At 59.1% G+C, this 22,803-nt stretch carries 18 protein-coding genes and 1 tRNA gene; 10 read left to right on the top strand and 9 right to left on the bottom strand.

Translation table 11 applies throughout. From position 1 onward, the window contains the following. The first annotated feature begins 262 nt into the window (after positions 1-262). Positions 263-1,090 (top strand): IclR family transcriptional regulator, encoded by an 828-nt coding sequence (locus tag ACR0LN_RS07260; protein WP_480428721.1) that lies wholly within the window; start codon positions 263-265, stop codon positions 1,088-1,090. Between the two features lie 5 nt (positions 1,091-1,095). Here ACR0LN_RS07260 and ACR0LN_RS07265 read toward each other — a convergent pair whose 3' ends face one another. Further along, a complete protein-coding gene (locus ACR0LN_RS07265) occupies positions 1,096-1,839 on the bottom strand; it encodes a rhomboid family intramembrane serine protease (protein ID WP_480428723.1) in 744 nt (247 codons plus the stop codon). 42 nt (positions 1,840-1,881) lie between these two features. After that, positions 1,882-5,283 (bottom strand): bifunctional proline dehydrogenase/L-glutamate gamma-semialdehyde dehydrogenase PutA, encoded by a 3,402-nt coding sequence (putA, locus tag ACR0LN_RS07270; RefSeq protein WP_480428725.1) that lies wholly within the window; start codon positions 5,281-5,283, stop codon positions 1,882-1,884. A 103-nt stretch (positions 5,284-5,386) separates the two neighbouring features. On the opposite strand from putA, the gene ACR0LN_RS07275 reads away from it, so the two are divergent. Continuing rightward, complete coding sequence (locus tag ACR0LN_RS07275; RefSeq protein ID WP_480428727.1) at positions 5,387-5,875, top strand: Lrp/AsnC family transcriptional regulator; 489 nt, start codon at positions 5,387-5,389, stop codon at positions 5,873-5,875. Positions 5,876-5,905: 30 nt separating this feature from the next. Continuing rightward, positions 5,906-6,466, top strand: a complete 561-nt coding sequence (locus ACR0LN_RS07280) for a tetratricopeptide repeat protein (RefSeq protein WP_480428729.1) — start codon at positions 5,906-5,908, stop codon at positions 6,464-6,466. Between the two features lie 55 nt (positions 6,467-6,521). On the opposite strand, the gene ACR0LN_RS07285 is transcribed toward ACR0LN_RS07280, so the two are convergent. The 7 genes from ACR0LN_RS07285 to ACR0LN_RS07315 form a co-directional block, all read right to left on the bottom strand. Further along, entirely contained in the window at positions 6,522-8,411 is a 1,890-nt protein-coding gene (locus ACR0LN_RS07285) for a PhoX family protein (protein WP_480428731.1), read from the bottom strand. A gap of 257 nt (positions 8,412-8,668) precedes the next feature. Next, on the bottom strand, positions 8,669-9,664 hold the full coding sequence (locus tag ACR0LN_RS07290) for an ABC transporter ATP-binding protein (RefSeq protein WP_480428733.1): 996 nt from the start codon (positions 9,662-9,664) through the stop codon (positions 8,669-8,671). After that, positions 9,661-10,695: a Gfo/Idh/MocA family protein gene (locus ACR0LN_RS07295; RefSeq protein WP_480428735.1), complete on the bottom strand. Its 1,035-nt coding sequence runs from the start codon at positions 10,693-10,695 to the stop codon at positions 9,661-9,663. Before ACR0LN_RS07295 ends, ACR0LN_RS07290 begins: the two co-directional genes overlap by 4 nt. Further along, entirely contained in the window at positions 10,692-11,531 is an 840-nt protein-coding gene (locus ACR0LN_RS07300; protein ID WP_480428737.1) for a carbohydrate ABC transporter permease, read from the bottom strand. Before ACR0LN_RS07300 ends, ACR0LN_RS07295 begins: the two co-directional genes overlap by 4 nt. A gap of 10 nt (positions 11,532-11,541) precedes the next feature. Beyond that, entirely contained in the window at positions 11,542-12,456 is a 915-nt protein-coding gene (locus ACR0LN_RS07305) for a carbohydrate ABC transporter permease (protein WP_480428738.1), read from the bottom strand. A gap of 65 nt (positions 12,457-12,521) precedes the next feature. Further along, positions 12,522-13,775, bottom strand: a complete 1,254-nt coding sequence (locus ACR0LN_RS07310) for an ABC transporter substrate-binding protein (protein ID WP_480428740.1) — start codon at positions 13,773-13,775, stop codon at positions 12,522-12,524. Between the two features lie 24 nt (positions 13,776-13,799). Then, a complete protein-coding gene (locus tag ACR0LN_RS07315; protein WP_480428741.1) occupies positions 13,800-14,684 on the bottom strand; it encodes an N-acetylmuramic acid 6-phosphate etherase in 885 nt (294 codons plus the stop codon). A 159-nt stretch (positions 14,685-14,843) separates the two neighbouring features. Here ACR0LN_RS07315 and ACR0LN_RS07320 point away from each other — a divergent pair, with 159 nt between their 5' ends. From ACR0LN_RS07320 to ACR0LN_RS07350, 7 genes are all read left to right on the top strand, one after another. Further along, positions 14,844-15,719 carry a glucosamine kinase nucleotide-binding domain-containing protein gene (locus tag ACR0LN_RS07320; RefSeq protein WP_480428742.1) on the top strand — a complete coding sequence of 292 codons (876 nt, stop codon included), beginning with the start codon at positions 14,844-14,846 and terminating at the stop codon, positions 15,717-15,719. Next, positions 15,706-16,455: a GntR family transcriptional regulator gene (locus ACR0LN_RS07325; protein ID WP_480428743.1), complete on the top strand. Its 750-nt coding sequence runs from the start codon at positions 15,706-15,708 to the stop codon at positions 16,453-16,455. The genes ACR0LN_RS07320 and ACR0LN_RS07325 overlap by 14 nt, the downstream gene beginning before the upstream one ends. 19 nt (positions 16,456-16,474) lie before the next feature. Continuing rightward, positions 16,475-17,503, top strand: coding sequence for an SIS domain-containing protein (locus ACR0LN_RS07330; RefSeq protein WP_480428744.1), 1,029 nt, complete (start codon positions 16,475-16,477; stop codon positions 17,501-17,503). Further along, complete coding sequence (gene nagA / locus ACR0LN_RS07335; protein WP_480428745.1) at positions 17,500-18,636, top strand: N-acetylglucosamine-6-phosphate deacetylase; 1,137 nt, start codon at positions 17,500-17,502, stop codon at positions 18,634-18,636. The genes ACR0LN_RS07330 and nagA overlap by 4 nt, the downstream gene beginning before the upstream one ends. Before the next feature lie 108 nt (positions 18,637-18,744). Continuing rightward, positions 18,745-18,819: transfer RNA gene (locus ACR0LN_RS07340), tRNA-Gly, on the top strand. A gap of 126 nt (positions 18,820-18,945) precedes the next feature. Then, positions 18,946-20,754: an ABC transporter transmembrane domain-containing protein gene (locus ACR0LN_RS07345; RefSeq protein WP_480428746.1), complete on the top strand. Its 1,809-nt coding sequence runs from the start codon at positions 18,946-18,948 to the stop codon at positions 20,752-20,754. Positions 20,755-20,911: 157 nt separating this feature from the next. Continuing rightward, positions 20,912-22,801 carry an acyl-CoA synthetase gene (locus ACR0LN_RS07350; protein WP_480428748.1) on the top strand — a complete coding sequence of 630 codons (1,890 nt, stop codon included), beginning with the start codon at positions 20,912-20,914 and terminating at the stop codon, positions 22,799-22,801. The last annotated feature ends 2 nt before the right edge of the window (positions 22,802-22,803 follow it).

Raw genomic sequence — 22,803 nt, forward strand, 5'->3', positions numbered from 1 at the left:
ATGCATCGCCAAACGCAAACGATCAGGGATGTTCGTCGGGCCGGGAATAAACACTGGGTTCTGGGTCGACATAATCTATATCCTCCGATTTCGGGGTAAGTGTTGAGGAATTTTCCAGGTTGTGCAATTTTCTTGAAAAATATTTTCATTTTAGCGAAAAAATAACTAAGGTGCTGAATATGAGTGCGTTTCCGTTTTTCATTTTCGCCCCCTGAAAAAAGCGAAATAAAAAATCTTGTCGGCTTGAAAGGAAGAACCAGAGATGGATAGCCAGAAAAGACCGCGCGGCAGGCCCAAGTCTTTGTTCAAGGAAAGCTCGGCCGGCACGATGCAATCCCTGGATCGGGCACTGGGCGTTCTGACCACCGTGGCGCGGATGGAGCGGGCCGCTCTGAGCGATCTGGCCCGGGAAGTGGATGTGCCCACAGCTACCACTCACCGCATACTGGCGACGTTGCAAAAGCATGGCTTTGCAGCCTTCGACGAGGAACGGCAGGAATGGATGATTGGAATTGAGGCCTATCGCACAGGTGCCTCGTTCCTGCGCCGGAACAGTGTGATCGAAATCGGGCGGCCGATCCTCCGGCGCCTGATGCAGGACAGTGGAGAGACTGCCAATCTGGCGGTGCCAGATGGGGCCGAAGTGGTTTTTGTGGGGCAGGTCGAGACGCAGAACCCGATCCGCGCATTTTTCCCTCCGGGTGCACGGACGCCGATGTATGCGTCGGGTACGGGCAAGGCAATTCTGGCCGCAATGAGCGAGGCTGCGTCAAACAAGACGCTGGGTTTGGTCGACCCTGTGCAGTTCACCGGGAAGACGCTGGTCTCGGGCACCGAATTGACAGTCGACCTGGAACAAACGCGCGACCGAGGCTGGTCGTATGATCGGGAAGAGCGCTATGAGGGCATGTCATGTATTGGGGCGGCCATCTTCAATGACCGTGCCGAGCCCTGCGCAGGTGTATCCGTTTCGGGGCCTTCCGTTCGCTTTCATTCGGACCGGGCGCCCGAGCTGGGCGCGCTGGTGCTTAGCGCTGCGAAAGAGATCACGCATCTCAGCGGCGGCCGTGCGCCCGACAGCCAGAGGTGACAAGTCTATTTTCGCGGAACCCGGGGGATGCGGGATTGCGATAACTTGTACTTGTGCTCAGGGTGCGGTGGGTGGCCGTGCGTACGACTCCAATACGCAGGGCCACCACGTCTGAGCCATAAGGGCACACACAGGATCAAGCCGACAAAGAAACCGCCCGTATGGGCCCAGTATGCTACGCCACCTTCGTCAGGATTGCTGAGGAGGCTGCCTGTGAACTGCAGGCCCAGCCAAATGCCGAGCATGATAAAGGCCGGTATGGTGAAAATCCGAAAATAGACAATCAGGATCAGTAAGACATCGACGCGGGCTTTGGGAAACAGCAACAGATAACCGCCCATCACGCCAGCAATAGCCCCAGACGCACCGATGGTTGGCACCAAAGAGCCCGGTGCGGTGGCGACATGGATCAGGCCTGCTCCGATGCCAGCGAGCATATAAAATAACAGGAAGGGCAGGTGGCCCATCTCATCTTCGAGGTTGTCTCCGAAGATCCATAGAAACAGCATGTTGCCCGCCAGATGCATCCAACCACCATGCAGGAACATTGATGTCACCAGAGTTTCGAACGCAAACCCATCGGTGATCCGGGCGGGAATGATCGCGTAGTCGAAATACAACTGGCTGATGAGCCGCTCGTTGCTCATGATCCCAACATAGCTGAAAAATATCAGTATATTGGCCGCCATCAGCAGATAGACGACATAAGGCGTGCGCCCCGAGGGGTTATGGTCACGGATCGGAAACATGGGGCGACGCTGGGCTTTTCCCGGCCCAGCGTCAAGGTCCGCTTACGCCGCACCTCCCAGCAATGCAGCGTTGCCGCCCGCGGCGGTGGTGTCGACGCAGACGTGGCGCTCTCCCAATACCCGCGCGCGGTCGGGTCGACCGGGGATCAGCGGCAGGATCGGCCCTTGATGGCGCGCGAGATGACGCTCGATTTCGCGTGCGGTGTCGTCGTCGCCCCACCACAGAACGCCCGAAATACCGGCGACATTTTCCAGCCTGTGCAAGTCAATCATTCCGGTTGCGCGGATGGTGGTTCCGCCCAACGCTTCGACCGCCTTGGCTTGTGCCTTGACCGCTTCAGCCCCTGGCCCCATGCACAGCAGCGGCGCACGGGGGATTTCACTCGAGCGATTGGATTCGCCAGTCGGGCCGGGCAGGGATTTCGTGTTAACCGCAGCTGGTTGACCCTGAGATGCGGGCAAGTCGCCCATTGTGCTGTCCCATTTGCCGGGGCTGTCTTGCCGATCCGGCGCGCAGAAACGGGCCATATAGTTCGGCCCTCCTGCCTTGGGGCCGGTGCCTGACAGACCCTCGCCACCAAAGGGTTGAGAGCCGACGATCGCGCCGATCTGGTTGCGGTTGACGTAGATGTTGCCCGCGTGAACGGCCTCGGTGATGTGCTGCACGCGGTCGTCGATGCGCGTGTGCAGGCCAAAGGTCAGCCCATATCCGGTTGCGTTGATATCGGCGATGACCCGGTCAATCTCGGATGCCTTGAAGCGGGCCACATGCAGGACGGGACCGAAGATTTCGCGTTCAAGGGCACCAATGCCCGAGATTTCGATCAGGGTCGGCGCGATGAACGTACCGTCGGGCGGTGTGGCCATTTCCTTCAGGACCCGCCCATCCGCGCGCGCCTGCGAGACGTGATCCGCAATACCTTGCCAGGCATCCTGATCAATTACCGGGCCGCAGTCAGTGGACAATTTCCAAGGGTCGCCGATCTGCAAAGCCTCCATCGCGCCGGTCAGCATGGTCAGCAAGTCGTCGGCGATATCCTCTTGCACATAGAGGCAGCGCAGGGCTGAACACCGCTGTCCTGCCGACTGAAACGCGCTTTCAATGATGGATTGTACGGCCTGTTCGGGCAGGGCGGTGCTGTCCACGATCATCGCGTTCAACCCGCCGGTTTCCGCGATCAAGGGTGTGCCCGGTCGCAGATTGTCTGCCATCGCAGAACGAATTTTCAAGGCAGTCGCGGTTGAACCGGTGAAGGCCACGCCTGAAACGCGCGGGTCACTGGTCAGTGCTGCCCCGACGGATGGCCCGCCCGGCAGCAATTGCAGCGCGTCGCGCGGCACACCAGCCTCATGCAGCAGTTGCACAGCGCGATGCGCGATCAGCGGCGTTTGCGGCGCGGGTTTGGCCAGAACGGCGTTTCCGGTGGCTAATGCGGCCGAGATTTGGCCGGTGAAAATCGCCAGTGGAAAGTTCCAGGGGCTGATGCACGTAAAGATGCCTGCCGGTTCAGCGAATGGAATATTTGCGGCGTAGTAGCGCAGGAAGTCGACCGCCTCGCGCAGTTCGGCCACGGCGTCAGGGACAGACTTACCTGCCTCACGGGCCAGAAGGGCAAACAGCTCGCCGAAATGTTGTTCGTATAGATCGGCTGCTGTGTTCAGAACCTGCGTCCGATCAGCTGACGGCACCTGCCACGGGTTGGCCGAGGCCAGAGCCAGTTCCACGTCACGCTCGCTGGTTGGAGCAATTGCTCCGGGTCGGTCCTGCGGGTTGGCCGGATTGATGACGGGTTGGTCCTCATCCGGGTGCGCGTCGTCGGACAGAAGCGGTTGCGCATACCAATGATGCGCGCGGAACGCATCGCGGGCAGCGTCGATCCGGTCAAGCGTCGGTGTGTGGTGCAGGTCAAACCCCTTTGAATTGGGGCGTTCCGGTTCAAACAGTTCGGGACCGGTGGGCAGGGTTGGCTTCGGCCCCTGAACGGTGTCGAACGGGTCCGATGCGACCTCTTCCGGCGGGACATTCTCATCTACGATCTGATTCACGAAAGAGGAGTTCGCCCCGTTCTCCAGCAGTCGACGCACCAGATATGCAAGCAGGTCGCGATGAGCACCAACAGGGGCGTAGATTCGGCAACGCGTATTGCTTTGGTCCTTGACGATCTGGTGCAGGGTTTCGCCCATTCCGTGCAGGCGCTGAAACTCAAAAGGCTGTGCGTCGGCCATATGCAGGATCGCACTGACCGTATGAGCGTTGTGGGTGGCGAACTGCGGATAGATCCGGTCGGTCATGCTCAACAGTTTGCGTGCGTTGGCAATATAGGACACATCCGTCGCCGCCTTGTGCGTGAACACAGGAAAGCCATCCACGCCCTCGACCTGAGCACGCTTGATTTCGGTATCCCAATAGGCGCCCTTGACCAACCGGACCATCAGCTTGCGATCATGGCGTTCGGCCATCTCGTAAAGCGTATCCAGCACAAGCCCGGCGCGGGGGCCATAGGCTTGCACCACGATCCCGAACCCGTCCCATCCGGCCAAGGCAGGCTCGGCCATGACCTCTTCGATCACTTGCAGCGACAGAGACAAACGGTCGGCTTCCTCGGCGTCGACGTTCAGGCCCATGCCTGCGGCCTTGGCCAATAGGCAAAGCGCGCGCAGGCGGGGGACGAGTTCGTCCATCACGCGCCGTTCCTGCGCCAGCTCATAACGAGGATGCAGGGCGGAAAGCTTCACCGAAATCCCCGGGTTGGCGCGGATATTGTCATGGGTGCAGGCGTCGGCAATCGCCGCAATCGCGCGGGAATAGGACAGGTGATAGCGGGCGGCATCAGCCTCGGTGCGGGCCGCTTCGCCAAGCATGTCGTAGGAATACGTATAGCCCTTCGCCTCCATCCCGCTAGCGCGGTCCATGGCGGATTGGATGGTTTCGCCCAGAACGAACTGACGACCCATTTCCTTCATCGCACGACCAACGGCGGTGCGGATCATAGGCTCACCCAGCCGCTTGATCGCCCCGCGCAGGGTGCTGACCGGTGACGTTTTGCCATCGTCCAGAACCTTGCCTGTCAGCATCAGCGCCCAGGTCGATGCATTGACCAGCGAGGACGAAGACTGCCCCAGATGTTTGCCCCAATCCGACGGCGCAATCTTGTCTTCGATCAGCGCGTCAATCGTTTCGGCATCGGGCACGCGCAGCAGTGCCTCGGCCAGACACATCAGGGCGACGCCTTCGTCGGTGGACAGGCCATATTCGGCCAGAAACACCTCCATCATGCCGGGCGAAGTGCTGGACCGGATGTCGCGCACCAACTGTGCCGCCGCCGCGCAGATCGCCGAGCGGTCGGTCTCGGACAACTCGGCCTGTGCGATCAGGTGATCCAAAACGTCAGACTGATCGGCATAGGTTTTGCCGTCGATATGGGTGCGCAGGCTGTGTGTCATGTATCCTCCGGGGCTTTTGGGGAGTATACAGTCGATTTTGCGGGACAATCGCCTTATATTGTGATTATTGAAGGTAAATGATCTAAAATTGCGGGATTTCGCGATGCAAACGAGCCGCACTGATTTGGATCGCTTTGATCGGTCGATCCTGACGATTCTAGCCGAGGACGGGCGTATCTCGGTCGCTGATCTGGCGCGGCGCATCGGGCTGTCAAAATCGCCAACTCAAGCACGTGTGAAGAGACTTGAGGCCGAAGGCATCATCACCGGGTATCGCGCCCTGCTGGACCCGATCCGCCTTGGGCTGGACCATGTCGCCTTTGTCGAAGTGCGTCTGACCGATACGCGCGAAAAGGCGTTGGCCGAGTTCAATTCAGCGGTGCGTAAGGTGCCCGAGATTGAGCAAGCCCATATGATTGCTTCGAATTTCGACTATCTGCTGAAAATCCGCACCGGTTCGATGACGGAATACCGCGCGGTTCTGGCCGAAAAGATTTCGTCCCTTCCGCATGTGGGCAGCACGTCGACCTTCGTTGCGATGGAGGCGGTGAAAGAAACAGGCGTGTCCGGGGCGATCGACAGCACGGGTTGACGAAAACCCTGCATGCGTCACCATTGGTGCATGAAACAGCTTGCCTTCGCTTCCCTACTGTTTGTCGCGCCCATGGCGTATGCCGAAGACTGCCCCGTTGCGCCCGATCACAGCGCCGATGTCAGCGGTGTTATCGCGCAGATCCAAAACGCCGAAAACGAACAAGCCGCCCGAACCCTGTCCAATCAGTTGTGGGAGTTCTGGACGGACGCGCCGGACGAAAGCGCGCAAGCGGTGTTGGACCGGGGCATGACGCGTCGCAACGCATGGGACCTGCTGGGAGCAATTGAGGATTTCGACAGGCTTATCGAATACTGCCCCTCCTACGCCGAAGGCTATAACCAACGTGCCTTTGCCCATTACCTGCGGCAGGACTTTGAGGCGGCGCTGCCCGATCTGGACAAAGCCATCGAACTGTCGCCGAACCACGTGGCTGCCATCAGTGGGCGCGCGTTGACCCTGTTGGGGCTGCAAAGGCTTGAAGAGGCGAGAGAGGCTTTGAACGAAGCCCTGGAACTGAACCCCTGGCTGTCCGAACGTCATCTGCTGGAACCGGGTGGGCCGCTCGCGCCACCGGGTCAGGACATCTGACGGAAATCGCCCCCGAAACCGCAAGGATCGGGGGCGTTTCGTTTCTGATAGGGCGTTAGCCGACCAGGCCGTTATCTACACGCTTGATCGCGATCACAGACGAACGAGGCGTGCCGCCGTCCGGCCAGTTGCTGCCCGGGTGCTGGATGCCGACAAACATGGTGCGCAGGTCCGTGGACCATGCCAGACCGGTGACCTCACAGCCGTTGGGGCCGGTCATGAAGCGCACGATCTCGCCGGTGACCGGGTCGCCAACCAGCATCTGGTTGTTACCGTTGCCAGCGAAGTCTTCCTCGTTGCCGTCATCGCCGTCTGTTTGGATCCAAACCAGACCAGTCGAGTCGATGACCATGCCGTCGGGCGAGTTGAACAGGTTGCCCTCGTTCACATTTGCCGAACCGGCGCGGTCATCCGAATGAATGGTCGGATTGCCGGCCATGACATACAGATCCCAGTCAAACGCTTCTGCCGCGTGATCGTCATTCGCCGGGCGCCAGCGCACGATCTGGCCGTACTTGTTGGCCTCACGCGGGTTGGGGCCGTTGACTGCGGTATCGTCGCCACCGGCATTCGGCTTGACGCCACGGTTCTTGTTGTTGGTCAGGCAGCAATACGCCTCGACCGCAACCGGGCTGGATGCGACCCACTCGGGACGGTCCATCGTGGTGCCGCCCGCAGCAGATGCAGCCATGCGGGTGAAGATCAAGATCTCGGCCGCGTCCATGCCGGTGGTTTCCGGCGTCAGGGGCAGCCATTCGCCGGTTGCGTCATCGTTGAACTTGGCCACAAACAGCGTGCCGTCGTTCAGCAGGCTTTCGGTCTCTGCGCCCGGCTGGTAAGTGCCGTTCGAGACGAACTTGTACAGATATTCGCCACGCTCATCGTCGCCCATATAGACAACCACGCGACCGTCCGAAGCCAGAGTCACCTCAGCGTTTTCGTGTTTGAAGCGGCCCAGACCGGTGTGTTTGACTGGCATGCTGTCCGGCTTGGTTGGATCGATTTCTACGATCCAGCCTGCACGGTGCGGCTCGTTCGGGTTTTTCGAGGTGTCAAAGCGCGGGTCGAAGAACTCATACCCGTTCCAGCTTTCGGCTTTGATGCCATAGCGGCTCATGCCGTCGGCGACCTTCTGGTCATAGCTGACGCCTTCATCGGTCGAACCGAAATAGCCGTTAAAGTTCTCTTCGCAGGTCAGATAGGTGCCCCAAGGGGTTTTACCTGCACCACAGTTGTTCATGGTGCCCAGCGAGGTGGTCCCGGTCGGGTCGGCCTCGGTTTTCAGCAGGTCGTGACCGGCTGCGGGGCCAACGATCTTCGTGGGCGTGTTGTGGTGGATGCGGCGGTTGAACGGGCTGTCCTTGACGACAGACCAGCCATCGGGGCCTTCCGTGATTTCCATCACGGTCACGCCCTGAATGTTCTGCAGCTTCTTGACGTCCTCGGCGCTGACCGGTTTGCCTTCCTGCGAGGCAGGCATGTTGATCTTGCGGTTCGGGTATTCGTGGTTGATCGCGATCAGTTCATGACCCTGGAACGAGAACGTCTCCATCCCGTCGGTGTTTTCACCGAAGATACGGTCCGACTTTTCCAACGGGCCACCGTCGGTCAGGTCATAACCGTCAGCGTCGGAAAACAGCGGATCGCCCCATCGCATCAGCATCTTCCACTCGTACCCTTCGGGCACATGGACGGTGCCGTCGGTTTGCGCAGCAATCGGGGTAAAGGCAAAGCGCGATGCCGTTACGGCGTGGGCCGCAGTCGAACCCATCAGGCCCGCACCCATGGCCGCAGCACCCGAGCCAAAGGCGAGAACGCCGCCCAGAAAACCACGGCGCGAGATGGCGCGCTCTACCACGCGGTCAAAGTCGTTTTCTTCGGGGCGGGGGAAGTGCAGTTCGTCCCAATCGTCGGCAGAGAGGGTGGTGGGGTCAACATCTTTCATGGATGGCTCCTGGCTGTCGTGTCAGAATTGATGAGCGGCATTTAGGGAGTCTTTGTGACAGGCAGGTAACAGCCTTATGAAGGTTGTTCTACGGTTCGGATTTAAGAGGATATTTGCCGATCAGAGCCAATCTTTGTGCAGCGATCTATTTCTACTGTAACGCGAATTGCTTAGATAGTAGGCAAGATGTGCCACTTTGCTAAGATGCGTCCGGTTTCGGTCACGAAGGCGTGATCGCGAACAAGGCCGCGAGCAGCTCAACGCAGGCGCTGGCCGTCCGTGTCAAAGCGGTAGGCTTTCTCATTGGCATAAGCGAATCTCAGTTCCTGACCTTCGGTAATTGCGTGCTGACCAAACAGGCGTGCGGTAACGGCGTGGTCGTGGATTTTGGCGATGACGTTGGTATCTCCTCCCAGCCTTTCAACATGGCAGACCTGGGCGGTCAGCGGGCCGTCATCGGACAGGAACAGGTCTTCGGGGCGAATGCCGATGGTGTTCTGACCGCCATCGCTCAGCAACCCTTCGGGCAGGAAATTCATCGACGGTGAACCTAGGAAACCAGCTACAAACTGATTGGCGGGGTTGTTGTACAGCTCCATCGGGCTGCCGATCTGCTCGACCCTCCCGTCGCGCAGAACGACGATCTTGTCGGCCAGTGTCATCGCCTCGGTCTGGTCATGCGTGACGTAGATCATCGAGGCATCCAACGCGCGGTGCAGGTTGGCGATTTCGATCCGGGTGTTCATCCGCAGCGCGGCGTCAAGGTTGGAAAGAGGCTCGTCAAACAGGAACAGTTTGGGCTCGCGCACGATGGCGCGACCAATCGCAACGCGCTGACGCTGGCCGCCGGACAGCTCGGATGGATAGCGGTCCAGATACGGTTCAAGGTTCAGCATCCGGCTGGCATTGGCGACGCGTTCCTCGATCACGGCCTTGGGCTGCTTTTCCTGCTTCAAGGCAAGCGTCATGTTCCCGCGGACGTTGAGATGGGGATAAAGCGCATAGCTTTGAAACACCATCGCAATCCCGCGCTTAGACGGGGGCACCAAATTGACCTGCTGACCGCCGATATTGATCTGACCCGAGGATGCATCCTCAAGCCCAGCGATCACGCGCAGCAGGGTGGACTTGCCGCAGCCCGAGGGGCCGACGAAGACGACGAACTCGCCCTCTTCTACTTCGAGCGTGATGTCCTTCAGGACATGCACATTGCCAAAAGATTTGTTTACGTTGGTCAGGGTCAGGGCGGTCATTTCGCAGGCTCCTTCAGCGAAACGGGCTGGCCGGTGCGGATGCTCTGATCGGCGGCCAGACAGATAGCGAGGGATTGGACGGCGTCATTCATGTGGCGCGTCAGGTTTATGTCTTCGGCGATAGCGTGCAGCATATAGGCCTGCTCGGCATCGCAGAGTTCCTGATGACCGGGTTCATCGGGCATCTCGATGGTTCGGTCCCCGCCCGGCGTATGCACCAGCAACCCGCCGACTTTGGTATGGCCGTCAATATCGGCAGACGCGCCCTTGTTGCCATCGGTGATCGAAACCGAGCCGTTGGGCGAGACGATGTCTTTCACGAAAAACGCAGTCTCAGACATCATCGGGCCCCATCCGGCCTCGTACCAGCCGACCGAGCCGTCGTCGAAGATTACCTGAAACTGGCCGTAGTTATACATGTCGTCGGCGATCTCATCGGACAGGCGCAAGCCCATGCCATGGACGCGGACGGGCTGTGCATCGGTGATCTGGCACATCACGTCCACGTAATGCACGCCGCAATCCACGATAGGCGAGGTTGTTTGCATCAGCGCCTTATGCGTCTCCCACTCGGCCCCCGAGGATTGCTGGTTCAGGTTCAGGCGGAACACGTAAGGCCCGCCCAGATCGCGCGCCTCGGCAATCAGGCGCATCCACGAGGGGTGGTGGCGCAAGATGTAGCCCACGACCAGCTTGCGGTTCAGCCTCGTGGCGGTTTTCACGACTCGCCGTGCGTCAGCCACATTGGTCGCCAGAGGCTTTTCGACAAAGACATGCGCGCCAGCCTCCATTGCGGCGCAGGCGTAATCGGCATGGCTGTCGGAATAGGTGGCAACGACCACCAGATCGGGATTTGTCTCGGCCAACGCGGTTTGGAAATCCGAATAGGCGGGGTATTGGCCCAGCTCAGGGTGATCCACACGGCCTGAGCGGTTCACCAGCCCGACGATCTGCGCGTCCGGGTGGTGGTGATGGGCCAATGCGTGACTCAGCCCCATATTGCCTAGCCCAGCGATCAGAACTTTGGTCATTTGACAGCTCCTGAAGTGATGCCGCGGATCAGTTGGCGCGAGAATATGACATAGAGAACAAGCACCGGCAGGATCGCCATCGACAGGGCCGACAGAACGGCGTTCCAATCGGTGACGAATTGGCCGATGAAGACCTGACTGCCCAGCGTGAGCGTTTTGGTTTCCTCGGCAGGTGCAAGGATAAGTGGGAACCACAGGTCGTTCCAGATCGGGATCATGTTGAAAACGGCCACAGTCGCCATCGCAGGCCGGACCAGAGGCAGCACCAGCCGGAAGAAGATCGTGTATTCCGACAGCCCGTCGATACGGCCCGCATTCTTCAGGTCATCGCTGACCTGCCGCATGAATTCGGAAAGGATAAACACCGCCAATGGTAGCCCCTGCGCCGTGTAGACAAGGATCAGTGCCCACAGCGTGTTCACCAGGCCGGTCGCCACCATCATCTCAAGGATCGCCACGGTGCCGATACGGATCGGGATCATGATCCCCAGCGCCAGATACAGACCCATCAGCAGGTTGCCTTTGAACTGATATTCTGACAGCGCAAAAGCCGCCATCGCTCCGAACAGCAGGATGAAGAACAGCGACGCCGCAGTGACGATCATCGAGTTCTGGAAGTAGAGGAAAAAGTCTCCCTGCTTCATCACCGTCTCATATCCAATCAGCGAGAAGCTGTCGGCATTCGGAAAAGCCAGAGGTTCCCGAAAGATCGCGCGGCGGGTTTTGAAGCTGTTGATCAGGATCACAAAAACCGGGAACAGAGCGATTAGCGTATAGAGGATCAGAGCCCCGTGCATCGCGGCAGTATTCAACGGGTTTTGGCGTGCTTTGTTCATCGCTTGGCCCTCACAATTGATACCGGCGCATCCGTGTCTGGATGCCGAACAGGTAAATACAGACGCCCACAAGAATGATCGCGAACATGGCCCCCGCAATCGCGGACCCCATATGCGGGTCGCCCAGTTGCAGCTGGAAGCCAAAGAAAGTGCGGTACATGAACGTGCCAAGAATGTCGGTCGAAAAATCCGGCCCCGCCAGCGCGCCCTGCGCGGCATAGATCAGATCAAACGCGTTGAAGTTGCCCACGAAGGTTAGGATCGAGATAATCCCGATCGACGGCAGGATCAGCGGCAGTTTGATCTTCCAGAAGGCCGAGGCCCCGGTGATGCCGTCAATCTCTCCGGCCTCAAGAATTTCCTCGGGGATGGTCAGCAGGGCGGCATAGATCAGCATCATCGGGATGCCGACGAATTGCCAGACCGAGATCAGCGCCAGTGTGGTCAGGGCGTATTCCTCTTTCCCCAGCCACGGTGCGAACAGGAATTTCAATCCGATTGCGTCCAGCATGGACGGCGCGATGCCCCAGATCGGTGACAGGATCAGCTTCCAGGCAAAGCCAACGATCACAAAACTGAGGATTGTGGGAATGAATATGGCCGACCGATACAGCGCCGCAAACCGCAGGCGCGGGTGGCTGAGCAGGGCGGCCAGCGCTATCCCGATGGGGTTCTGCACCAGCATGTGGATCAGGAAGAACCAGAAATTGTTGCCCAAAGCATTCCAGAACTGCTCGGACCAGATTGGATCAAAGAACAGCGTCTGAAAGTTCTGCAACCCGACGAACACGCGGGTCTGGTCGACCTCGGTAAACAGCGCCAGACGCAGCGTGTTGAACAGCGGAAAGATCATCACCGCAGTGTAGACAAGCACGGCGGGTGCAAGGAACACGACGATATGCCAGCGGAAGCGGGGGCGGTTCATTGGACTGCTTTCAATGGGGTGTCGGATGTACCCGGGCAGGCGTCACCGCCCGGGTAAGTGTCAGATCACTGGTGCGGCGCGTACCAGGAGGCTAGGCCCTGCTGAAGCTCGGCGCCCAGTTCCTCGGGCGACTTGGCACCCTTGATGGCGGCTACCGATGCGCCCCACGTCTCATTTTCAAGGTTGGGTGTGCCACGCGACAGGATTTGGTAGGTCGAGCGGATGGTCGACTCGCATTCCTCACGCCAGCCAACGATTTCTTTGGCCAGCGGGTCCTGTAATTCGACCGGAGTGCTGGACAATGGGAAGAAACCGGGCAGGGCATTGCCGAAGATTTCAGCAAACTCGGGGCTTGCCACCCACGCCAGGAAGGTTTCAGCCGCCTCGGGGTGCTCGGTTGCAGCGTTCATGCCGATGCCAATATCGGTGTGGTCCGAAATATAGCATGTGTCGCCTGCGTTGCGGACCGGTGGCTTGAAAGCTCCCATCTCGAAATCAGCCTGCGCATTGAATCCCGAAATCTCCCACGAACCCGCAGGGTAGATCGCCGCACGACCCAGAGTGAAGATGTTTTGGCTGTCCGGGTAGGTTTGTGCCTCGTACCCGTCACCCAGATATTCGGCCCAGCGGGCAAGCGTTGCGTAAGGTGCGGTCCACACCTCGTCAGTCAGTTTTTGCTCACCTGCGATCAGCGCCTGGCGGCCTTCCTCGCCCTTCCAGTAATTTGGGCCGATGTTGTTGTAGCCCATCGTGGCGGCTTCCCACTGGTCATTGGTGCCCATCGCCATCGGGATGTAGGTGCCGTCTTCCCTGATTTTATCAAGCGCAGCAAAGAACTCTTCCTCGGTTGTGGGTACTTCAATGCCCAACTCTGCAAAGGCGTCCTTGTTGTAGATAAAGCCGTGAATTACGGAAGCCATCGGAACACAGAACGAGGCCGAGCCATCATCCGTCTGCCAGGCCGACTTCGCAACGTCCGAAAAGTTGCTCATCGCTTCGACGCCGGACAGGTCGGTCAGATGACCCGCTTCGTACAGCGCCAAAGATGCGTCAAACGGACGGCACGTGATCAGATCACCGGCCGAGCCCGCGTCGAGTTTCGAATTCAATACAGCGTTATATTCCGCAGGGGCAGACGGAGTAAACTCAACCTTGATACCGGGATGTTTCGCTTCGAACGCGGGAATGATCTGTTCCTGCCACAAGGTCAGGTCATCATTGCGCCAGCTTTCGATTGTCAGGGTTACGTCCTCGGCATAGGCGGACGTGGCCATAAGGGTCGTACCAAGTAAGACCAGTTTCAGGCTTTTGCTTTTCATTTCTCTCTCCCGTTTGGTTTGTTGTTAATCTTGTGCGAGGGCGGTGTTCAAAACCCCGTCAGTCGCCCTCAGACGTTCGTCTGCTTCCTTTGGCGACAGGCCCTGCGCGGCAATCAGAATGGCGGGCTTGACGTCTCCTTCCGCCATGTCCAAAGCGCGCTTTGCTTCGTCCGCGTCGACTTCGGCGATCCGCGCCACTATTCCTGTCGCCCTGCCGCGCAGCTTGTCGTTGTCAGCGCACAGGTTCACCATCATGCCGCCATGCACATGGCCCAGTTCTGTGGCCATCAGCGACGACAGCATGTTTAGTGCAATCTTCTGCGCTGTCCCGGCACCCATGCGGGTTGAGCCCGAGATCAATTCGGGCGGGGTCGCCAGAAGAACAGGGATGTCGGCCCCCTTTAGCAGAGGGCTGCCATCGTTGTTTGCAATGCCGATTACGGTCGCGCCGCGGTCGTGGGCGATATTCATCGCGGCGATGGTGTAGGGCGTTGAGCCACTGGCTGATACGGCTATGACGGTGTCCAAAGCTTGCAAGTCACTTAAAGCCTCGTGCAGGCCATTTGTGGTATCTTCAGCGGCGCCCGGCATCTCGACTCCAGTGGGCAAGCCGCCAGCCATGTGGATGCGCAGGCGATCAGGGGCAATCGAGAATGTGCCACCCAATTCCTGCGCGTCCGCTGCGGCCATCAGACCCGAAGAACCAGCCGCCGCATAGTGCAGAACCCCGTTCGCGCGGATCGTGGCGGCCATGGCCCTGGCGCCTGCGGCTATGTTTTCCAGGGCGTCCCTGACAACTGCTGCGGCAGCAATCTGGCCTTCAGCCAAGGCGCGACCCGAGGCGATTAGATCGCCTCGGGTCAGCAGTGCTGCATCGGGGTGCAATTGTTCAGTCTGTGGCAGCGTCAAGAGAATCCTCCCATGTGACTCACATACAATACCTATTTAATACCACTTGTCCATAACTTATTTCCAGTTGAGGCTTCGGGCCAATTAAAGTGGGATTTAGCGCCCATTTTCTTCAATGTGGGCTTTCCTAAATCCGAAAGGTATTATAATGGTATTGCTATGACCGAATCTCAGGATAGCGCTGTTTTGGCCGTGGATGGCGGAGGAACACGATGCCGTGTTGCTTGTGAGGTCGATGGTGTCGTTCAAAGTGTGGAAACTGGGGCGGCCAATGTTTCAACCGATTTTGATGGCGCGTTGGTCCAGATAAAAGCTGGATTGGATGCCTTGTCGCGGCAAGCGGAGGTTCGTGTCGAAGAAATGTTGGTCTGGCCGGCCTTTGTTGGCCTGGCAGGCGTCACCGATGCCCGGATCGCCGAGCGGTTGTGCGCTGAGCTGGGCTTGGCGAAGGCGCGTGTTGTAGATGATCGGCCTGCCGCCGTGCGCGGTGCTTTGGGTGCGCAGGATGGTCTGGTCGCACATTGCGGAACGGGCTCGTTCCTTGCGATGCAAACAGGTGGTGCGATGCGTTTTGCTGGGGGCTGGGGGTCGGTTCTGGGGGATGAGGCTTCGGCTCAATGGGTCGGTCGACGGTCCTTGTCCGAAACCCTGTGTGCCTATGACGGTACGCAGGCTGAGACCCAGCTGACGCAAAAGCTGCTGACTGATCTGGGCGGGCCAGCGGGCATTGTGCGCTTTGCCAAAGAAGCGTCGCCCGCTCAGTTCGGAGCGCTTGCGCCAGAAGTGACATCTGCGGCCAGCCAAGGCGACCGCGTTGCTGTGCGAATTTTGCAGAACGGGGCGAATTACATCTCTGAAACCGCACATCGGCTTGGCTGGCAACCGGGGCGGGCGATCTGTCTTACTGGCGGGATTGCTGGGCACTACGCGACCTATCTGCCCGAAGACATGCAAGCTGCCGTTCACCCCCCGTTGGGCGAACCGCTGACCGGGGCGTTGTCATTGGCGAAGGAGGTCCGACATGAGCATCTCTGACTTCCTGCGCGCTGAACTTTGGCTAAGCCCGGACAAAGGCCCGCGTTACGTGCAGTTGCGGCGCAGGCTGCAAGAGGGGATCGACACTGGTGTTCTGGCCCCAAACACCTCATTGCCATCGGAACGAGAACTGGTCGAGATCACCGATCTGTCCCGCGTCACTGTACGCAAAGCGATACAGGAGTTGGTTCAGGAAGGTATCATCGAGCAGCGTCAGGGATCGGGTTCGTTCATACGTGAGCGTGTTCCGCGCGTTGAACAGTCGCTGACGCATCTGACCTCTTTTACAGAGGACATGTCCAGCCGTGGTATGAAAACCACCTCTAAATGGCTGGAGCGAGGCGTTTTCGCGCCAACCCCCGAAGAGATAAAGGCGCTGAGCCTGCAAGAGGGTGAACAGATATCCCGCATTTACCGCCTGCGCGAGGCCGATGGCCGCCCGCTGGCGCTGGAACGGGCGGCGCTGCCGCTGGATATCCTGCCGAATCCAATTGAGGTGACGACTTCTCTGTATGAAGTTCTGGATGCCTTGGGGCGGAGGCCGGTGCGCGCGGTGCAGAAGATCTCGGCCATCAACCTTGCTGCGTCAGATGCTGAACTGCTTGATGTACCCGAAGGGGCAGCCGGGCTGAACATCGAACGTATCTCATTCCTGAAAAACGGACGGGTCGCGGAATTGACCCGGTCCCTCTATCGCGGCGACGCCTATGATTTTGTCGCCGAACTGCGGTTGTAACCGGAAAGGCCGGAAAAGCATGTCTGAACACAGTTCGAAAATGCGGCAGGAGATTTTAGAGATCCCCGTCGCCGTTGATCGGTTGCTTAGCGAAGGTGCGGCCAACATTCAGGATGCGGCACAGCGTGTGAGACAGGCTGACCCACAATTTCTGATTACGGTCGCACGGGGTTCGTCCGATCACGCATGCGCTTATTTGAAATACGTTAGCGAGTTGCTGCTGAACCTGCCCGTAGCTTCGGTCGGACCGTCCGTTAGTTCGATTTACGGTGCGGATTTGCGGGCCAATGGGGCGCTATGCCTGTCCGTGTCACAGTCGGGCCAAAGCCCGGACATCGTTGGTATGACACGATCACTAAAAGCGTCGGGTGGGGTGACCGTTGCGATCACCAACAATACGGAGTCGCGGCTGGCTGAGGTAACGGATGCAGTGTTGCCCCTGCACGCAGGGCCAGAGCTGAGTGTGGCCGCAACCAAAACCTTTGTTACCTCGCTTGTCTCAGGACTATGGTTGCTGGCAGAGATCAAGGGGGACGATGCTCTGGTCTCTGCGATCCGATCCTTGCCAGGATTTCTGAAGCAGGCTTCGGAATGTGACTGGTCCGCCGCGGCCGAGGCGATCACGGGCAGGTCGCTTTTCACCTTGGGAAGGGGGCCATCTTTCGCGATGTCGAACGAAGCAGCGCTTAAGATCAAGGAGACCTGCCAAATACATGCCGAAAGCTATTCGGCGGCCGAAGTGCTGCATGGTCCGGTTTCGATCGTAGAAGAAGGATTTCCAACGATCGTTTTTGCCGCCAGTGATGCCGCCGAGCAAACTACGGCCGAAGCAGCGGACGCACTGGCAGAGAAGGGCGCGACGGTGTTTGCCGCAACCGACAAAGTATGCCGTGCGCACCGCCTGCCGGTCACGCGAACGGATCATTGGCTGACCGACCCTATTGCAACCATCACCTCTTTCTACAGTATGGTCGAATCCGTGGCGTGCGCGCGTGGGATCGACCCCGACGCGCCCCGCCATCTGAGAAAGGTGACAGAGACGGTATGACCTCAGCTACAGTGACATTTCGCAACGGCGCCCTTTTCGACGGCGGACGCCTGCATTTCGGCGAGGCCATCATTTTTCGCGACGGGGCGTTGGCGGCGCTTGTGCCCGAGGAAACGGTCAAAAACGAGGGTGCCGTCATCGACCTGAACGGAGATATCCTGTGTCCCGGTTACGTTGATCTGCAAGTCAATGGCGGCGGTGGGATCATGTTCAACGACGACCCCTCGGTGAGAACAATCCGCCGGATGGCCGAAGCGCATCGCCGGTTGGGCGTGGCGTCTCTGCTGCCGACTCTGATCACCGACACGCCTGAGAAAACGCGGGCCGCCATTGACGCTGCTATACAGGCGGTTCGCGAAGGTGTCCCAAGCGTGGCTGGACTGCATCTGGAAGGACCGCACCTGTCTGTGGCGCGAAAAGGGGCGCATGATGGCGCGTTGATCCGACGAATGGAGGACACGGATTTAGAGGCGCTGATTGCGGCGGCTGCGGAATTGCCATGCCTCAAAGTGACTCTTGCGCCCGAATCCGTCTCGGTTGAGCAGGTGCAGGCCCTGTTTGATGCGGGCGTTGTGGTGTCGCTTGGTCATAGCGATGCGGATTTCGCGACGTGCCAGCGTTATGCTGCGGCGGGTGCGCGCTGTGTCACGCACCTATTTAATGCCATGAGCCAGATGGGAAATCGGGAACCCGGTTTGGTTGGGGCGGCATTGGCCAATGGTGGTCTGTCCGCGGGCCTGATCGCGGACGGCATCCATGTTCACCCTGAAGTGATCCGCGCCGCCTGGGCCGCAAAAACCGCGCCTGGACAGATTTTCCTGGTCAGTGACGCCATGGCCGTTGCAGGTACAGATCAGACCGAATTCGAACTGGAAGGCCGTCGGATCACGCGGTCAGAAGGTCGGTTGACGTTGGAGGACGGAACGCTGGCCGGGGCTGATCTGGACCTGACGACCGCCATCCACATTCTGGTCACGCAGGTGGGTGTTCCGCTGCCGGAGGCACTTGCTGCCGCGACGACTTATCCAGCCTCATTGATCGTACAAACCAGCGCGCAACCTCTGCAATACGCTTCGATGATCCGGATTTCTGCAGCTCTCGATTCATGTGCGTGGCTGCCCGAGCAAGGCTGACCCGCAGTGTGCGTGCCGCCTTGCCAAAGGGTAGGCGCAGAATTTCGGTTTCCTCGCCGAACGGCGCTTGACGGCACCTGACGCATCCCTTAAACCGACCTGCGCTGAGCGGGCGTCGTATACTGGCTATTACCTCAGCCTTCCAAGCTGATGAAGCGGGTTCGATTCCCGCCGCCCGCTCCAAGTCAGCCCGAAATTCTGCGTCAAATGGCCCTGACAGGCGGTCAATTCGCGACGTGCAACTTGACCGCGCCGTTTGCTGCGGCCAAGAAGCGATCACTCGAATACTAAATGATCTAAGGGCCAAGCATGGCAAGAACCGCCTCAGCCAGTCCAGCACCCGGTGCTAGCGAAGAACGCGCCAAATCCAAGAAAATTGGCGTTCTGAGGTCGCTTTGGCCCTTTATGCGCCCGTACCGAATGCTGATGTCAGGCGCGACAGTTGCATTGGTGCTAACCGCCAGCATGACCCTTGCCCTGCCGCTGGCGGTGCGCCGCGTCGTGGACAACTTTCGCATCGAAGACGGCGATTTGCTGGAGTGGTATTTTCTGGCCGCATTGGGAATCGCCGCGGTTCTGGCCATCGGAACAGGGCTGCGCTATGCGCTTGTGACCCGGTTGGGCGAGCGTGTTGTGGCCGATATCCGAAAGGCTGTTTTCAACCGCGTCATCGGCATGAGTCCCGAGTTCTACGAACGCATCATGACCGGTGAAGTGCTGAGTCGGATCACCACTGACACGACATTGATTCAGTCGGTATTGGGCTCGTCCGTGTCCATCGCGCTGCGCAACATGCTGTTGTTTGTCGGCGGGCTGGTTCTGATGCTGCTGACCTCGGCCAAACTGACGGGCATGGTATTGTTGTTGATCCCACTGGTGGTTGTTCCGATTCTGGTGCTGGGGCGGCGTCTGCGGGTGATCAGTCGCGAAAATCAGGACTGGATCGCGGCGTCGTCTGGCAACGCGGGCGAGGCGCTGGGCGCAGTTCAGACCGTTCAGGCATTTACTCACGAACAGGCCAGTCGCAAACAGTTCGGTGATATGACTGAGACCTCTTATGACGTCTCGCTGCGCCGTATTCGTACCCGCGCGGTGTTGACGGTGATTGTGATCTTCCTTGTGTTCTCGGGCATTGTCGGCGTGCTGTGGATGGGGGCAAATGATGTTCGCAACGGAGTGATGACCGAAGGCGTACTGATCCAGTTCGTAATCTATTCGATTATCATGGCTGGTTCGGTGGCAGCCTTGTCCGAAATCTGGAGCGAATTGCAGCGCGCCGCCGGTGCAACCGAACGCTTGGTCGAGCTGCTGAACGCGCAGGACACTGTTTCCGATCCAGCCAATTCCAAATCATTGCCAACTCCGGTCCGCGGTGAAATCCGCTTTGAGGACGTGACCTTCCGCTACCCCTCGCGCCCCGAAGTTGTGGCGTTGGAAAATCTGACGTTGCAGGTAAACCCCGGTGAGACAGTGGCTTTTGTCGGCCCCTCGGGGGCAGGCAAGACTACCGTCATCCAGATGATCCAGCGGTTCTATGATCCGGCCTCGGGTTACGTCAGCCTTGACGGTGTTGAACTGCGAGACATCGACCGGGCAGAGTTCCGCCGCCACATGGCGCTGGTGCCGCAGGACCCAGTGATCTTTGCCGCCTCGGCGCGTGAAAATATCCGTTTTGGTCGTCTTGATGCATCCGACGCCGAGGTTGAGGCAGCCGCCCGCGCTGCTGCTGCGCATGAGTTCATCTCGGCGCTGCCCGAGGGCTATGACAGCTTTGTCGGTGAGCGCGGCGTGATGCTGTCCGGTGGTCAGAAACAACGTATCGCCATTGCGCGCGCCATACTGCGGGACGCGCCGGTTTTGTTGCTGGACGAGGCGACATCGGCGCTGGACGCGGAAAGCGAACGGGCCGTGCAGGGCGCTGTTGACAAGATGCGCGCGGGTCGAACCACGCTGATCGTGGCGCACCGGCTGGCGACCGTCAAAAAGGCGGACCGGATTGTCGTGATGGAGGCTGGCCGCATCGTGGCCCAAGGTACCCATGACGATCTGGTGGCACAGGATGGTCTCTATGCCCGGTTGGCACGCCTGCAGTTCACCGATGGAATGGCCGCCGAATAAGGTGACGTTTGGGCAAGTCAGCCCGCTCCGTAGCGTAATTCTACCGCTTTGTCGCCTTCGCAGCTAAGGCCTTTCTTGAACCTGCGCGGTTTTGCTTCCATCTTGGCGGTGGATACGAAACCCGTGCCGGACACGGGAGAGATAAGGGAGGAACCACATGGCGTTTGTGGGTTTGGAAGACAAGGCAAGGATGGAGCAGGAAATGCCGTGGGAGGACCGCGATGTTCCGGTCACCTTCCACCAGCTTCTGTCGCGCACGGCAGAGAAGTTCCCCAATAGCAATGCGATCAGCTTTCAGCTTTTGTCCGGCCCCACTGACAAGGCCGAGACACTGACCTGGTCCGAGTTGCTGGGAAAGGTCAATCAGGCGGCGAACCTTTTCCGCTCGCTGGGCATCGGTGAAAAGGACGTGGTCGCCTATGTGCTGCCCAACTCGAACGAGACGCTGATAACGATGATGGGCGGCGCGGTTGCCGGCATCGTCAACCCGATCAACCCGCTGCTAGAGCCCGAACAGATCGCCGCGATCCTGCGCGAAACCGGGGCGAAGGTTGTTGTGACGCTGAAATCCTTCCCCAAGGCCGATGTGGCACAAAAGGTGGAAGAGGCGGTACGTCATGCGCCCAACGTCAAAACCATTCTTGAGATCGACCTCAACCGCTATTTGACGCCGCCGAAATCCTGGCTGGTGCCGTTGTTGCGCCCCAAGATGGGCGACAAGGAGCATCTGGCGCACGCAACTTACATGAATTTCAACAAAGAACTGGCCAAGCAGCCCACAACGCTGACTTTCGAAGACAGCAAGGAAGACCGCGTTGCCTGCTATTTCCACACGGGTGGTACGACGGGCATGCCGAAAGTGGCGCAGCACAAGTATTCGGGCCTGATCTATAACGGCTGGTTGGGCAACACACTGCTGTTCTCGGATGAAGACGTCATCATGTGCCCGTTGCCCATGTTCCACGTCTTTGCGGTACATGTCATTGTGATGGCCGCCGTATCCTCGGGCGCGCATGTGGTGTTCCCAACGCCTGCCGGGTATCGCGGCGACGGCGTGTTCGACAATTTCTGGAAGCTGATCGAACGCTGGAAGGTCAGCTTTATCATCACGGTCCCGACCGCAATCGCCGCCAAGATGCAGCGCCCGGTGGATGCGGATATCTCGACCGTCAAAACCGCGTTCTCGGGCTCGGCCCCGTTGCCGGTGGAACTGTTCCGCCGGTTCGAAGAGGCCACAGGTGTGACCATCGTTGAAGGTTACGGACTGACTGAGGCGACCTGTCTGGTCTCGTGCAATCCGGTGGATGGGGAAAAGAAGATCGGCTCGATCGGGATTCCGTTTCCCTATACAGATGTCAAAATCCTGCAGGATGGGCCGGATGGGCCCAAGGAATGCAACGCGGATGAGATCGGCGAGATCTGTATCTCGAACCCCGGCGTTTACGCGGGCAACACCTATACCGAGGCCGACAAGAACGTAGACCTCTACCACTTCGACAAATACCTGCGCACGGGCGATCTGGGCCGGTTTGACGAGGATGGCTATCTGTGGATCACCGGTCGCGCCAAAGACCTGATCATTCGCGGCGGCCACAACATCGACCCGGCTGAGATCGAAGAAGCTCTGCTGGGTCACGACGCAGTGGCATTTGCCGGGGCTATCGGTCAGCCCGACGCCTATTCGGGCGAGGTTCCCTGCGCCTTTGTCGAATTGGTTGATGGGGCCAGTGTGACTGAAAAAGAGCTTATGGAGTATTGCGGTGTGCATGTCCACGAGCGTGCGGCGCAGCCCAAGCATATGACGATTCTGGATGAATTACCAAAAACCGCCGTGGGTAAGGTCTTTAAACCGGAATTGCGGAAGCAAGCGATTACACGCATCTATAACGGCGCGCTGGAAGAGGCTGGCCTGGATGCGCGTGTGGCTTCGGTAATCGACGACAAGAAGCGCGGGCTTGTCGCGCAGCTTGACGCGAACGGCTCATCCGAGGACGATGTCAGTAAAGTGCTGGGGGCGTATACCCGGCCATGGGAATGGGCTGCCTGACC

Source organism: Ruegeria sp. AA6, from assembly GCF_056542865.1.

Bases quoted from the DNA above. Each gene is read 5' to 3' on its own strand.
- ACR0LN_RS07260 (WP_480428721.1), top strand. From the start codon at position 263: ATGGATAGCCAGAAAAGACCGCGCGGCAGGCCCAAGTCTTTGTTCAAG.
- ACR0LN_RS07265 (WP_480428723.1), bottom strand. From the start codon at position 1,839: ATGTTTCCGATCCGTGACCATAACCCCTCGGGGCGCACGCCTTATGTC.
- putA (WP_480428725.1), bottom strand. From the start codon at position 5,283: ATGACACACAGCCTGCGCACCCATATCGACGGCAAAACCTATGCCGAT.
- ACR0LN_RS07275 (WP_480428727.1), top strand. From the start codon at position 5,387: ATGCAAACGAGCCGCACTGATTTGGATCGCTTTGATCGGTCGATCCTG.
- ACR0LN_RS07280 (WP_480428729.1), top strand. From the start codon at position 5,906: ATGAAACAGCTTGCCTTCGCTTCCCTACTGTTTGTCGCGCCCATGGCG.
- ACR0LN_RS07285 (WP_480428731.1), bottom strand. From the start codon at position 8,411: ATGAAAGATGTTGACCCCACCACCCTCTCTGCCGACGATTGGGACGAA.
- ACR0LN_RS07290 (WP_480428733.1), bottom strand. From the start codon at position 9,664: ATGACCGCCCTGACCCTGACCAACGTAAACAAATCTTTTGGCAATGTG.
- ACR0LN_RS07295 (WP_480428735.1), bottom strand. From the start codon at position 10,695: ATGACCAAAGTTCTGATCGCTGGGCTAGGCAATATGGGGCTGAGTCAC.
- ACR0LN_RS07300 (WP_480428737.1), bottom strand. From the start codon at position 11,531: ATGAACAAAGCACGCCAAAACCCGTTGAATACTGCCGCGATGCACGGG.
- ACR0LN_RS07305 (WP_480428738.1), bottom strand. From the start codon at position 12,456: ATGAACCGCCCCCGCTTCCGCTGGCATATCGTCGTGTTCCTTGCACCC.
- ACR0LN_RS07310 (WP_480428740.1), bottom strand. From the start codon at position 13,775: ATGAAAAGCAAAAGCCTGAAACTGGTCTTACTTGGTACGACCCTTATG.
- ACR0LN_RS07320 (WP_480428742.1), top strand. From the start codon at position 14,844: ATGACCGAATCTCAGGATAGCGCTGTTTTGGCCGTGGATGGCGGAGGA.
- ACR0LN_RS07325 (WP_480428743.1), top strand. From the start codon at position 15,706: ATGAGCATCTCTGACTTCCTGCGCGCTGAACTTTGGCTAAGCCCGGAC.
- ACR0LN_RS07330 (WP_480428744.1), top strand. From the start codon at position 16,475: ATGTCTGAACACAGTTCGAAAATGCGGCAGGAGATTTTAGAGATCCCC.
- nagA (WP_480428745.1), top strand. From the start codon at position 17,500: ATGACCTCAGCTACAGTGACATTTCGCAACGGCGCCCTTTTCGACGGC.
- ACR0LN_RS07345 (WP_480428746.1), top strand. From the start codon at position 18,946: ATGGCAAGAACCGCCTCAGCCAGTCCAGCACCCGGTGCTAGCGAAGAA.
- ACR0LN_RS07350 (WP_480428748.1), top strand. From the start codon at position 20,912: ATGGCGTTTGTGGGTTTGGAAGACAAGGCAAGGATGGAGCAGGAAATG.